This window comes from uncultured Abiotrophia sp. (assembly GCF_963520105.1).
GTDB lineage: Bacteria > Bacillota > Bacilli > Lactobacillales > Aerococcaceae > Abiotrophia.
This window is the reverse complement of record NZ_CAUQPN010000001.1, coordinates 545,280-558,629: the sequence shown is the minus strand read 5'-3', so window position 1 is coordinate 558,629 and position 13,350 is coordinate 545,280. Positions and strand designations below refer to the sequence as shown.

General features: G+C 42.0%; 17 protein-coding genes. 1 reads left to right on the top strand and 16 read right to left on the bottom strand.

The genetic code is table 11. The annotated features are described in order from the left end of the window. Positions 1–144: 144 nt before the first annotated feature. From RWO08_RS02600 to RWO08_RS02550, 11 genes are all read right to left on the bottom strand, one after another. A complete protein-coding gene (locus RWO08_RS02600; protein WP_306486613.1) occupies positions 145–423 on the bottom strand; it encodes a hypothetical protein in 279 nt (92 codons plus the stop codon). Between the two features lie 190 nt (positions 424–613). Further along, positions 614–1,297, bottom strand: coding sequence for a DUF4956 domain-containing protein (locus RWO08_RS02595; protein ID WP_314211160.1), 684 nt, complete (start codon positions 1,295–1,297; stop codon positions 614–616). 15 nt (positions 1,298–1,312) lie between these two features. Beyond that, entirely contained in the window at positions 1,313–2,044 is a 732-nt protein-coding gene (locus tag RWO08_RS02590) for a polyphosphate polymerase domain-containing protein (RefSeq protein WP_314211159.1), read from the bottom strand. A gap of 232 nt (positions 2,045–2,276) precedes the next feature. Beyond that, a complete protein-coding gene (locus tag RWO08_RS02585; protein ID WP_314211158.1) occupies positions 2,277–3,707 on the bottom strand; it encodes a M56 family metallopeptidase in 1,431 nt (476 codons plus the stop codon). A gap of 15 nt (positions 3,708–3,722) precedes the next feature. Beyond that, positions 3,723–4,103: a BlaI/MecI/CopY family transcriptional regulator gene (locus RWO08_RS02580; RefSeq protein WP_306486620.1), complete on the bottom strand. Its 381-nt coding sequence runs from the start codon at positions 4,101–4,103 to the stop codon at positions 3,723–3,725. Between the two features lie 127 nt (positions 4,104–4,230). Further along, a complete protein-coding gene (locus RWO08_RS02575; RefSeq protein WP_314211157.1) occupies positions 4,231–5,019 on the bottom strand; it encodes a ribonuclease HII in 789 nt (262 codons plus the stop codon). Continuing rightward, positions 5,019–5,888 carry a ribosome biogenesis GTPase YlqF gene (gene ylqF / locus RWO08_RS02570; protein WP_314211156.1) on the bottom strand — a complete coding sequence of 290 codons (870 nt, stop codon included), beginning with the start codon at positions 5,886–5,888 and terminating at the stop codon, positions 5,019–5,021. The genes RWO08_RS02575 and ylqF overlap by 1 nt, the downstream gene beginning before the upstream one ends. Before the next feature lie 23 nt (positions 5,889–5,911). Then, entirely contained in the window at positions 5,912–6,511 is a 600-nt protein-coding gene (lepB, locus tag RWO08_RS02565; RefSeq protein WP_314211155.1) for a signal peptidase I, read from the bottom strand. Next, on the bottom strand, positions 6,508–7,932 hold the full coding sequence (locus tag RWO08_RS02560) for a S41 family peptidase (protein WP_314211154.1): 1,425 nt from the start codon (positions 7,930–7,932) through the stop codon (positions 6,508–6,510). Before RWO08_RS02560 ends, lepB begins: the two co-directional genes overlap by 4 nt. A gap of 29 nt (positions 7,933–7,961) precedes the next feature. Further along, on the bottom strand, positions 7,962–8,684 hold the full coding sequence (deoD, locus tag RWO08_RS02555) for a purine-nucleoside phosphorylase (RefSeq protein WP_070755562.1): 723 nt from the start codon (positions 8,682–8,684) through the stop codon (positions 7,962–7,964). Between the two features lie 15 nt (positions 8,685–8,699). Next, a complete protein-coding gene (locus RWO08_RS02550) occupies positions 8,700–8,918 on the bottom strand; it encodes a YozE family protein (RefSeq protein ID WP_035364330.1) in 219 nt (72 codons plus the stop codon). 131 nt (positions 8,919–9,049) lie between these two features. On the opposite strand from RWO08_RS02550, the gene RWO08_RS02545 reads away from it, so the two are divergent. Beyond that, on the top strand, positions 9,050–9,697 hold the full coding sequence (locus RWO08_RS02545; RefSeq protein WP_311465504.1) for a hemolysin III family protein: 648 nt from the start codon (positions 9,050–9,052) through the stop codon (positions 9,695–9,697). Between the two features lie 91 nt (positions 9,698–9,788). Here RWO08_RS02545 and RWO08_RS02540 read toward each other — a convergent pair whose 3' ends face one another. From RWO08_RS02540 to gpmA, 5 genes are all read right to left on the bottom strand, one after another. Continuing rightward, positions 9,789–10,595: a ferredoxin reductase gene (locus RWO08_RS02540; protein WP_314211215.1), complete on the bottom strand. Its 807-nt coding sequence runs from the start codon at positions 10,593–10,595 to the stop codon at positions 9,789–9,791. 89 nt (positions 10,596–10,684) lie between these two features. Further along, on the bottom strand, positions 10,685–11,248 hold the full coding sequence (locus RWO08_RS02535) for a helix-turn-helix domain-containing protein (protein WP_314211153.1): 564 nt from the start codon (positions 11,246–11,248) through the stop codon (positions 10,685–10,687). Positions 11,249–11,394: 146 nt separating this feature from the next. After that, on the bottom strand, positions 11,395–12,096 hold the full coding sequence (locus RWO08_RS02530) for an LrgB family protein (RefSeq protein ID WP_303764869.1): 702 nt from the start codon (positions 12,094–12,096) through the stop codon (positions 11,395–11,397). Next, a complete protein-coding gene (locus tag RWO08_RS02525) occupies positions 12,097–12,492 on the bottom strand; it encodes a CidA/LrgA family protein (protein ID WP_035363777.1) in 396 nt (131 codons plus the stop codon). It lies immediately after the preceding gene. A gap of 97 nt (positions 12,493–12,589) precedes the next feature. Then, on the bottom strand, positions 12,590–13,342 hold the full coding sequence (gpmA, locus tag RWO08_RS02520; protein WP_303825100.1) for a 2,3-diphosphoglycerate-dependent phosphoglycerate mutase: 753 nt from the start codon (positions 13,340–13,342) through the stop codon (positions 12,590–12,592). Positions 13,343–13,350: the final 8 nt, after the last annotated feature.

Sequence of the window (13,350 nt, the reverse complement as noted above, 5' to 3'; positions counted from 1 at the left end):
CTTCATACTATATATAGGCCAAAAGGAGAATAAAACACGTCTATAAAAGATAACAAGTTACAAGACTATATAAATAGTCAGAAAAGCATATATATAAGGGAGACTGGGATTCAATCCCAGTCTCCCTTATTGTAGTTAAAGTTCTTATAAGGTACTTTCTTTAGATAAGCTTTCTAGCAAGTCAAGCCCTTGGCGGGACATACCATCAATAATGAAGTGATATGGCTGCCCTTGGTCATCATAGAGAATAAGACCTGACAAATAGCCTTCGTGCTTAAGGTATTCTAAAGCTGAAATCACCTGGTCATGGCTGTAAGAATGTGCCTCTACAAAGTCTAATAGGTTTTCCAATTCGAAATGAACGGGCAGCTGACGATCAAGCGCTAAAAGTAAGTCCCTCACTAGAGATTTTCTTGGTCTCATAACACTCTTCCTTTCTGATGAATAAACCAGGCATGATACCACTCGTTTTGTTAACTTATGAGCATTTCTTCGCAAAATGAATCCTTGCTTTAAAATAGAGTATATAACTATCATAAAGCGTTTTCAATCAGCTGTCAAGTAAGTCTAAATAAGCCAGCAGACTAAATAAATCTACTGGCTTAGGAGTTATCTAAAGTGTCTTCTTCTTCTTGGCTACCTTACTCAAGCTAACTTTAGCTAAAGTATTGTAGGCCTGGAATTGGTTAATAAAGGCATGGTCGCTAACCTCACGCTTAAGGTCTACGATATAATCTAGTTTGAGCAAGGAATCGCCATCTTCAAAAGATATGGAGGCTAGTTCTACAGACTGACAAAGCGCTTCAAAAATCCCCTCAAAGAGCAAATCATAATCTTGGTCAGCCGAAATTTTCACAGTCAGATAGCGCCGTGATTGACTTGTATTAGCAAAATTGACATGCTCCAAAATCAAGAGCAGACAAGTCAAGACAAGGGTAAAGCCCAAGGCTAGGAAGACATAGCCCATCCCACAGGCTAAACCGATGGCAGTCGCCATAAAAATAACTAGCATCTCCTTGGCGCCCCCTGCCGCTGAACGAAAACGAATGAGGCTAAAGGTCCCGGCTACAGCCACACTGGTGCCCAAATTACCGTTGACTAAAAAGATAATCATGGCAATAATGGTTGGCAAGAGAGCCAAAGTAATAACGAAATCCTTCGTATAGAGCGTCTTATACTTATAGACCCAAGCCAACCAGAGACCAGTTAGTAAGGCAACTAGCAGTGAAATCATTAACATTTCAGGCTTAGCATTGGCTTCATTTGCCACATAAACTGAATTGAATAATTGGTTCATAAACCTACCTCCCTATTATAAAGCCAAGCGAACTTCTGAAGCTTCTAAAGTTTTAGAATAGGCTCGCCCATATTTAGAGAAAGAAATTTCTTCGACCTGATAGCGATTCAAAATTTCAACCATCCAGTCAGGTTGATCGCCATTGACCTTGATTTCTAGAATAACTTGATTTTCCTCGATTAATGGTTCTCCATGCCGCCCAGCTGTTAAATCTAAGTCGTAGTTTCGATAAACAACTTCGCGGTCAATGGTTACACGAACCTTAGGATCTTCAATTCCACGATAGGAGTGGCGATTATAACCAATAAACATCATTGGCTTAAGTGCTACGTAGCGTCGTTGTAACTCTAACAAAGTTAATTGCAACTCTGGGTTAGCATCTGGATGAGCTTTGGTAGGATGGGCGACATAGTGAATGATATCTGCCATATCGGCTACAAAACGGTACTTATGCCCCACTTCTAAAATCTTCTTCTTAATCTCTAAGAAGGCAAAACTATCAGACTTAGGCTTAGCATCATAGGTTCTCATTCGGACTTTCTCGCGTCCATGTAATCTAGCTAATGAATCTTCCACTAAGTCATAGTCTACATTATCAAAATACAAGTTACTTATCGTCGAGACAGGGTAGTCATCTGGCACCAGGTGTTGACTAAACTCCTTCTCTAATGCCGCCATGGTCTTGGCATCCACTAAGTATTTACTCTCGATACGCTGGAAATTCTTTTGAACTTTATGCTCTTTCATTTTTACTCCTCCTAATTCTACACATGTAGTATATAGATGATAAAGATAAGCTCTCTAGGAGCTAATGAATATACTACATTTGTCGTTTATAACTATATTCTACACTTGTAGTTTTTACAATTCAAGTCAATTTTTCATTTGTAATACGATTGTTATATTTGAAAAAACGCATATAAAAAGCCTAACGAGAGCACTGTAGTCTCTCGTCAGACTTCAAATCTATATTTGTTTATTAATCATCTACATCCGGATCGTCTGGGTCATCCGGATCATCCGTGTCATCTTTGTCATCAGATTCATCGTCATCGCTGTCTTTCAAGATGGACTGCACATTTAGTAAAGGTCTAAATACTGACGGTGCCTGTGATGACTCTGCATTAGAAGTTTGGCTAGCTACATTTTCAGAACTTGCGACGCTCTCACTTGGTTGAGAATTCGAGACTAAAACTTGGTTGGTCTCATGAACTCGTAAAATTTGCCCATCTATCACACTAATTTGGTACTGATAAATGGTATTTTGATATTGGAAAGCGACAAAATAGCGGTCCTGAGACAATTCTATTTCTAAGGCTTGGACTTGATCCAATGTCAAGCCCGCCTCTGCTAAGGCATAATCTCTGGCTTGATTGCTAGAAACTCCGAGCTCACTTATCTGACTATCTGCCACCTGATTAGCAGGTGGTTGTGCCATGACAAAGACAGAACGCGATAGTAAGACTAAAGTAGCCACTCCTAGAATGGCAAGAACGGATAAGAAGCGAATTGGATAACGATTATCCATAATGGCTAATATGCGTCGCTTCAAATTGAAACGATTGGAATAGAAGCAAGTGGTTAAAGCTACCTGGTTTTTCTTACTTCGGTCAATCATGGTCAGGATTGTCTCACCATAGAAGATGCGATAACTAACATCTTGTTGAGCTAATACGGTAGCATCACAGTACATTTCCCCTGCTTCCAATAACTCTTTGCTGGCAAAGCGAACCAATGGGTTGTACCAGTAGAGACTCTTAATAAACATGGCTAAGAGACTAACATAAACATCTCCGTGCTTATAGTGGACTAATTCATGATGGAAGATTAAACTAAATTCTTCCTCAGTATAGTCAAGCTCAGGAAGTACAATGGTTGGTTTTCTGAAGCCAAATAAGAGAGGACTGTGAACCAACGGGCAATAAATTAGGCCAATTTCGTGTTTTACACCCACAAGAGCTTGCATCTCAGCTAAGGTTTCCCAGATGGCTAAATCTTCAACAGGGTCGCCCCATCGCTTGAGCATGGTCTGGAACTTGATGTAACTATAGAGCTGACGCCCAAGATAAATCAAGATACCTAATAGCCAGACCAACAAGATAGCATGTAAAATGTTAAAAGACCATGCAGAAGTCGGCACTGATGCTCCTGAAGCTTCTATTGGTGTCGACCCCATATGAGCCGGAGCTGAGGTCGGAAGTAATGGTGCGGGTGGTTGCACCTCAATTAAGCCTAGACTAAAGGCTGGTCTGAATGGTAACAAGAGGCTCAGGATAACCCCAATCCAAATATAATATTTACTACGGACTGACAGCCGATTCTTGAAGAGCATAAAACAAATACTGACAAGTGGGATTAAGCAAGAAACTGACAAGCTAGTCAAAAAGAAGTTAAAGAGTAAATCTTGCATCTAGTCCCCTCCTCACTAGGATTTATGCTGATTAAGCAAGTCACGCAATTCGTCCATGTCAGAATCGGACAAGGAATTTGAGCGGAACAAGTTATTGATAAAACCACTGAGAGAGTGACCCTTGTAGCGATTCAAAAAGTCAGAGGCCTCAACCTCCAGATAATCTGCTTCTGAAACTAGTGCAATATAGTGACGTTCCCGCCCCACTCGCTCGCTATTGAGATAGCCTTTTTCAGTAAGACGAGCCAAGACCGTAAGCAAGGTTTGTGGCTTCCAATGATTGTCTTCACCTAGATATTCAATAATCTGAGCAGAAGTGGTAGGCTGTGGCAATTGCCAGATGGCCTTCAAAATAGTAAATTCGCCGTCAGCTAGTCGTTTAATTTTTGCTGCCATAGGAATCTCCTTTCGTTTGATAAAATCAATCTTTTTCACTTTAATTCTACAAATGTCTAAGGGCTTTGTCAAGCCTATCTTGCCTTCTCTATAGAAAAATCGGCTCCATAGCGGAACCGATTGAATTTTATGATTCATATGTTTTGTACATGGACTTAACCGGTTCAAAGCTCCGACGATGAATAGGCGTGTAACCTACTCTATCCAAGGCCTCTAAATGTTCCTTAGTCCCATAGCCCATATTCCGTTCAAAACCAAACTCTGGATAGGTCTTGCTGTATTGGACCATTAACTCATCTCGATATACCTTGGCGATAATTGAAGCTGCCGCAATGGATAAGGAACGTTGATCGCCTTTGACCAAGGACTCTTGTGGCAAATCAGCATCAATATTGATGGCATCCAGTAGCAAATAATCAGGTTTTACATTTAAGGCTTCAACAGCAGCCTTCATGCCCTGGCGAGTGGCTTGATAGATATTTTCCCGGTCAATAATGGCCGGAGGAATGGCAACAATTTTAAGATCAAGGGCGACCTCACGAATTTGTCGAGCAAACTCTAGACGTTTTGCGTGTGAGAGTTGCTTAGAGTCTGTCACCCCAACCAGTAAATGCTGGCAGTCTCTAGGCAGAACAACTGCTGCCACCACCACTGGACCAGCTAAAGGCCCACGCCCTACCTCATCTAATCCGGCAATCACTTGATATCCAGCATCATAGGCTGCCATTTCATGTATAAGTCTTTTTTGGTGGTCGTGAAACATGATTTGTTGATTTTGTAGGCGTTTATGGCATTGTTCAAGCAATTTATGGACACTTTTACGCTCGTCTTTTGCTAGTATCGCTAATAATTCATGTGACTCATCCTCTACTTCTAGCAAAGCCTCCTTAATTTGACTTACAGTTAACTTAGACATTAATTTTCACCTACTGATGAGGCTTCTAAAGGCACTTGATCCAAGGTAAAACTACCTAATTGGTGCTGACGATAGTCAATGACTAATTTTGTAGAAGCCTGATCATAATCCTCCTTAAAGCCCAGTCGCTTAGTAATAACTAAAAGTAACTCTACTAGGGGCAGTTGGCACTCTTGTTCAGTCAGACGGTAACGCTGTTTAAGCACATCCGGATTATTGCCTAATGCTAATTCTAATAGATAAAGGGCCAAATCATCCATATGGACCAGTTGGTCTTTGATGGCACCAGTTAGAGCCAATTTTTTGCCCACTAAAGGGTCATCAAACTTAGGCCACAGAATCCCTGGCGTATCAAGTAATTCGAAGTTACGCCCTACTTTTAGCCAACGTTGCGCCTTGGTCACCCCTGGCTTATTCCCGGTAATGGCCTGGTTCTTACCCACAAAGCGATTGATTAAAGTGGATTTACCTACGTTAGGAATCCCCAGAATCATGAGGCGAATGGCACGTGGCTTGACACCTTTCGCAGCTTGTTTGGCAAAGTAATCTGACATAAGTGCCTGACACTGCTTCTCAAGTTGTTTGAGGCCTTTACCATGCTGAGCATCGATAGCTAAGGCATGAATACCTTGACTTTGATAATAATTAATCCAGGCCTGGGTCTTGGCAGAATCAGCTAAGTCCGCTTTGTTGAGGACCATTATACGGGGCTTATTGCCTACAATTTCGTCTATCAAGGGATTACGACTGGATTCAGGAATGCGAGCGTCGACTAGCTCAATAACAATATCGACAAGATTGAGTTTTTCCTTGGCTTCACGTTTGGCCTTGGCCATATGGCCAGGAAACCATTGAATTGGTTGTGACACGAACTTTCCTCCTAGGATATAGTTTAGGGTGCGCTAATAGACAGGGAACCATCTGCTTGGAGCTGATACTGCGCCATGCGTCTCATTTGGTTGAAGGGCCAATAAACTAGGTCAGCTTTGCCCTGAACCGATGCGATGGGTACCAAACCGAATTGACGGCTATCCCCCGATCCTGGTCGATTATCCCCCATGACAAAGTAGTAACCCTCCGGAATTGTTTCAATTCCCAAGGTATCCCACAAGGAAAAGTCTTGGGTAAATGGATGGCTGTCAGCTTGAGATTTATTTGGTTCTAGATAAGGTTCAGGTACTGGTAAATCATTAAGATAGAGTTGGTCATTGTGCACTCTTAACCGATCACCAGGCAAACCAATAACCCGCTTAACATAGGAATTTCCTGACCCTTTTGGATCAGGAAATACCACTACATCAAAGCGATTAATCTTAGCACTAGGAAAGAGCAGCATGTGCTCTCCATGATGGAGGGTTGCCTCCATAGAATGGCCATCAACCTGAAAAGGCTGCAGAATGTACTGCCGAATACCTATTAGGATTAAGACGGCAATCATGAGATAGAAGACCACATTGACCAAGTCACGGCCTAATTTTCTTAGTGATCTCATGAGTTATTTCCTTGCTTAAGTACTTCTTTGGCCTTGTCGTACTGCGCATCATGAGTCTTGAGATAATCACGGGTTGCCTCGTTGAGGGCATCTGCTGTCTTACCAGTTACTTGCCCATCTTCAGTCAATCCCTTATCCTTTTGGAAGGCCTTAACAGCAGCTTCCATCTTGTCATCAAAGTATTCAGTAGACTCTAATTCATAGCCTAAAGCTTTAAGAATTAAGGCCAGATTTTTTACTCCGTCATTAGATTGGCCTTTGGCAAGGGTATCATCGTAGCTGAGGCTAACTGCCTTAGCCACCGGTTCTTGTTCGACAGCAACTGTCGGCTCAATCCCTTGTTTATGAATCCACTCACCTTTTGGCGTTAGCCATTTAGCAATCGTTAACTTCAATTCGCCAAGATCTGATTGATTAAGAACTTGTTGAACCGTCCCCTTACCAAAGGTCTTTTCGCCTACTAAATCATGTTTGGTGTTTTCCTTAATTGCAGCAGCTAAAATTTCACTAGCAGATGCTGAACCACCATCTACCAAGAAGACGTAAGGTTCTGTGATTTTAAAGTCTCCATAAAGCTTGGTATCAGCAGAAAAGACGGTCGGATCACTGCCACGTTCTTGGGTTTGGAGGATGACATCGCCATCTTTTAAGAACATATTCCCAATAGCCAGCGCCTGACTTAAAAGACCACCTGGGTCATTACGCAAGTCAAAGATAAAGCTCTTAGCACCGTCTTCACGGGCTTTCTTAACGGCATTTTCCAATTCCTTGGCGGTATTTTCTCCAAATTGGATAATTTTAATGTGGGCAATGGTCTTGTCTTGCTCATCCAAATTACTAGTAACAGAATAATTTGGAATAGTGTCGCGAGTCAACTTGACATCAAAGTTTGAACCACCGCGACGAATGACTAGTTTAACTTCAGAACCCTTAGGGCCACGGATAAGTTTCATGACTTCTTGGGTCGTCTTGTCCTTAAGCTCTGTCCCATCTACACTGACAATGACGTCATTTGGCTGCAAACCTGCTTTAGAGGCAGGTGTATCATCAAGGGCACTAATGACAACCATCTCGCCACCTTTGACTTGGAATTGAACCCCAATCCCTTCAAAGGAATCACTCATGGCATTATCGAAGGCAGTCGATTCTTCCTTGTTAAAATACTCTGAATAGGGGTCTTCTGTGGCAGACACCATACCTTTCAGGGCCCCTTCTAAAATCTTCTCTTTGTCAATTTCTTCAATGTAGCCTTCACGAATAGAACGATAGACTTCCTGTATTTTCTGAATGTCTTCATCTGAAAGCTGTTCTTTTGAGCCAAAGAGGCTAAATGGTGCAGCTGTCACTGGAACAGTCGTTGAAAGTACACTGGTTGTTACAAGTAAGGCAGAGAACCATTTCAATCCTTTGCTTAACTTCATCGAATCCCTTCTTTCCAAGAATATTGAGTTTATTTGCTTTGAAGCGCGTAAGCTGTTTCTAAGGCAACTTCCATCATTTGTGTGAAAGTTGTTTGGCGTTCTTCAGCCGTTGTTTCTTCACCTGTAATTAAGTGGTCACTAATCGTACACATAGCCAAGGCTTGACGGTTGTGTTTAGCTGCCACGGCATAGAGCCCCGCTGCTTCCATTTCCACAGCTAAAACCCCATAACGAGCTAGTTTGCCCTTGTCCATCTCTTCATTATAGAAACGATCGCTAGATAAAATATTACCGACATGGATATTTTCCTTAGGTAATTTTTCTGCTGCTAGATGATAAGCAGTATCTAGAACCTTGAAATCAGCTAAGGCTGCAAAGGAGACTTGCCCATTAAAGATATTGGTTAAGCAGCTAGAGTCAGTCGTCGCCCCTTGACCAAAGACGATATCCCGAACTTTGACAGATTCTTTCATCCCACCAGCAGTCCCAATGCGGATAATCGTCTTAACGCCATAGCTTTGGTAGAGTTCTTCAGCGTAAATCATAGCTGACGGAATCCCCATACCTGAACCTTGAACAGAAACTGGAACCCCCTTGTAGGTCCCAGTAAAACCGAACATGTTGCGTACCGTATTGTAACGCGTCACATTCTCCAGGAAGGTTTCAGCAATATATTGGGCCCGCAATGGATCCCCCGGGAATAAAACTACTTCAGCGATTTGGCCTTCTTGGGCTGCAATATGAATCGACATAAATTTCAATCCTTTCTATTTGTGGTAAAGATACTGTTGCCAAGCATCATCAAAGATGGACAATAGACGTGAATAATGAGGGCTGTCTTCCATGTAACGTGAGATTTCGTCAAATTCGTCGCTACGCTTAGGAAACCCTTGATCTGAGTGGATAGCATTCGCCAAGCGACTCATGGGGTCCTTGGCTCCATAGTCCACTGAACGAGAAATATAATCGTAAAAACTCTTTGCCATTAGGCCCTCCTTCGTGTCTGTATATACCCATTCTACCAAAAAAAGGCCACAAGATGCAAAACATAGTCCCTAAGGCTTTAACTTTCTTTCTCAGTATTTTTAGGGTACAATGATAGAAAAGGAGGGAAAACATGAAAGAAACACTCAACTTATCCTATACTAAACAGGTCCTCATTGAAGTTCTCAATGCTGCAACTCATGGTATTGGCGCCCTCTTAAGCATTATTGCCACGGTTGCGCTCATACTCAAAGGCGTCCAACATGGTTCACACTTAGAGATTGTCTCCTATGCGATCTATGGAGCTAGCCTCTTCTTATTATTCTTAAATTCAACCCTTTATCATTCCTTTAGCCTGACTCGCTATAAAGATGTCTTCCAAAAGATTGACCATTCTTCTATCTACCTTTTAATCGCGGGGACTTACACCCCCTACCTCATGGTTTCAATCGGGGGGCTTGTGGGCTATGGTTTCCTAGCGCTTGTCTGGGCCTTGGCTATTGGAGGCATTATCTTCGAAGTCTCTGCTATCGGCCGATGGCCAAAACTCAGCACCTTCCTCTACCTTGGATTAGGCTGGCTTAGTGTCTTCATCATCTATCCCTTAGCTCAATCCATTCCCTTGACCGGGATTCTGCTCTTAGCTTTGGGCGGTGTCACTTACTCACTAGGAACGATTTTTTATCGTATGAAAGACAACAAATGGATGCATATCATTTGGCACCTTTTCGTATTAGGTGGCGCCGTCTTTATGTTTTATAGCATTCTATACTATGTGTAAAAACAAAATCCAATGGTCAGGCAACCATTGGATTTTTTTCACCCCTTTTTCACTCTCAAGAGCTATTAAAGTCTAGTCTTTAATTTACAGACTATTTTAAGCCCCTAAATCGACTAGTTTTTATCTTCTTCTTATCAATTCCCTTATCCTCAAGGAATTTGGTCATAGCATTCACATCATCGGCCTGTCCCGCTAATAGATAAATCGCATCATTACCATAGCGCTCAACTGCGTCACTTAAATAGTCCTGACTTTGAGAAAGACTCGAGCTGCTCTCATAGCTTAGATTTGCATGTTTTTTAGCTGAATCTTCCAGTTCATTGTTAAAGACCATCACCCCTTTACTTAAGTGACTCAAGACCAATGCGCGTTTACCTAGCTCTTCTTTGATAATTGGGCGTATGGCTGCAATACCGACATCAGAGGCAAAACATACGAAGGCTTTATTGCTGTCCGCCGTGGATAAGGTTGAGTCCAACCAACTTAACTCTACTTTGCTTCCCGCCGGCAAATTAGTTAGATTTTTTTTGTATGGACTGCCATTATTATGAGTCAAAATTAAAATTTCATCATCATTTGAACTTGAAGCAATCGTTAGCCAACGGCTACTTTCCCCATCTTTAGCTTGGCTTTTGCTTGCCCCCGTTACAACCTCGCTAGAGGTTTGATGATTATCTATACTATTTGGTAAAGAGATCTTAGCGTGAGCACCTGCTTTCCATTGCATGTTGTCAGGTTTAGCCAAGTGGATGAGGCTTAAATCCCCTTCTAGTTTATCAATAGAAAGGACAGATAGCGTTTGACCACGCCCAAGATAAGCGATAATGCCCCAAGCGATAATGCTTAAACTTACAATGACTGCTAGGATAGTGATTAACATCGTTTTACCTCTTTTCATTTCTTGTTTTTTCATGACTTTATCCTCCTAACGCCAGAATGAATATATATTATATTCATTCATTTTGCGGCGAAATAAAGAGCTACTCTTTATTTCAAGACTCCTTTAACGAAATTAGTTGCCAATATTTCAAGCGTTCTACTTAAATCTGGCACATCTTGTTCTGTAATTTGCATATCCATGTAATAGAATAAGTTGTAGACACGTAAAATATCCTGAATTTTATCTTGAGAGTAACCTTCTGCTAACATTCGACTGGTAAAAGTTTCGACTAAAAAATTGTGGAAAGGATTTGAGACTTTGCCTTCTTCGGAGGAATAATATCCATGTAATTCATCTGCGATTGCAGGATTATACCACTCCTTAAGGATTTTGTTGGAAGAAACCAAGGAACGTGATCGTCCAAAAATTTGGCTAACGAGTTCAACCATGTCCATCTGCCAATCAATTTCTTCAATCATAGCTTGACGAGCGCGATTGTTCTCATCGATGTAGATATCCAAAAAAATAGCTTCTTTGCTGTCATAATAATTATAGAAAGAGCCGACTGCCATACCGGCCTGCTTGGCAATTTCTGATATTCCTGTCGCTTTGTATCCCTTTTTAGAAAAGACTTCATGCGCGGCTAACTTTAGGGCTTGTTTTTTATCCACAGCTATCGTGCCTCCTTTTTTGTTTGAGTGAATATATTTTGTATTCATTCATATTGTAAAATAGAAAGTTCAGTTTGTCAATCATAATCCTCTCTCATCAACAACTAAATCCTAGTACTTATAGCACTAGGATTTAAATCTCTCTATTAGTTTGACAAGATAAGTGCCGCAATCAATGGGCTGATAAAGACATAAAGTAAACCCGTCACGCCAATTGCCAGACCTGCCATGGCGCCTGCGACTTGACCATATTTGAAGGCTGTCCCGGTCCCCACCGCGTGTCCCGTTCCGCCTAGGGCTAGCCCAACTGCTACATGGTCTTCAATCTTCAATACTTTTAAAACAACAGGCCCCAGAACGCTTGTCAAAATCCCAGTAGCCACCACAACCACTAAGGTCACGGTTGTCATGCCTTGCATCTTGTCGATAATCCCCACCGCCATAGCGGTCGTAACTGATTTAGGGAAAAGCGAAATCGCTAGGAAGAAATCCATGCCAAAAAGTTTAGCAAGGAGTGCAGTAAATGTTGTATTAATTAACACCGCAATTGAAGTCCCTAAGAGAATACTGCGTATATGGTGTTTCATCAAGTGGAAGGTTTTATAAAGCGGAATGCCCAAAGCTACTGTTGAAGGCACAATCAAGGTGTTAAGATAACTGCCTCCCACGTAATAAGCGTGATAAGGAATGCCGCTTAGCTTGAGCACTACAATAATTAAGATTGTCGCAATCAGAAGTGGCGTCGTCAATGGGTGAGGCCAACGTCGATTGAGTCGCATACCAAGATAGTAAGCTAGAATGGATAGTCCAAGTCCAAATAAGGGATTTTCCCAAAAATTAGCAGTCACCTAGTTTACCTCCTCAGTAAAGTCATCTACAAAGCGGTCCTCGTAGTTGCCTTCATATCGGTTCTTAACATAATTAACCACTAAGGCAATGACCACAATATTAAGCACAATGGCCCCTACTATGATGAGCACAATAGGTCCTAGAAAAGGCGCAATGACCTCATAACGGTCCATAATACCGACTGCTGCCGGCAAAAAGAGAATGGTCATATTGGCCAAGAGAAAGTTACCTACTGCATTGACATGACGCAAACGTAGCAGCTTGAATTCAAGGGCTAAAAATAGGAGGATTAAGCCCAAAATAGAGCCAGGAATCGGTAATTGAAAATAAGTCGAAATCCCCTCACCTATAAAGGCTAATAAAACAATAATCATGAACTGGACATAAAGCTTCACAATGAATCCTCCTTTTCTCACAATACAAGTTTACGCTTTTTCGGCCAGATTGCAAGTCAAAAAAAGGATTGGCGCTTAAGTCCAATCCTTCAACTGCTTAATGGGCAAGCTTACCTTGGTTAGCTACGGCAGACATTTTAGCTGCCAAGGCCTCTTGGTCACCTAGGTAATAATGTTTAATTGCTTGGAAGTTGTCATCAAATTCGTAAACAAGCGGAACACCTGTTGGAATATTCACTTCCATAATCTGATCTGCACTTAGTTTATCAAAATACTTAACGAGTGCACGAAGTGAGTTACCGTGTGCTGCAATAATGATGCGTTGACCTTCTGCCATTTGTGGCCGAATCACTGTCTCAAAGTAAGGTACAACCCGCTCGATGGTAGTTGCAAGACTTTCCGCTAATGGCAAGCTATCCTCAGCAGGAACACGCCGATATTGGTCTTGCGAACGCGGGTTGCGACCATCACTAGCTTCCAAGCTTGGTGGCAATACATCAAACGAACGGCGCCAGATTTTAACCTGTTCTTCCCCATATTTTTCTGCCGTCTCAACCTTATTCAAGCCTTGTAGGGCGCCATAATGGCGTTCATTTAACTGCCAAGCCTTATGAACGGGTATCCAAGATCGGTCTAGCTCAGTCAGAACGGCATCCAATGTGTGAATGGCCCGTTTAAGATAACTCGTATAGGCCAAATCAAAGTCAAAGCCTGCTGCCTTGAGCTGGCGCCCTGCTTCATGTGCTTCAGCCAGACCTTTGTCGGTCAGTTCTACATCCGTCCAACCTGTAAAGAGGTTAAGCCGGTTCCACTCACTTTCGCCATGGCGAATTAAAACTAATTGTTTCATAAAATCTC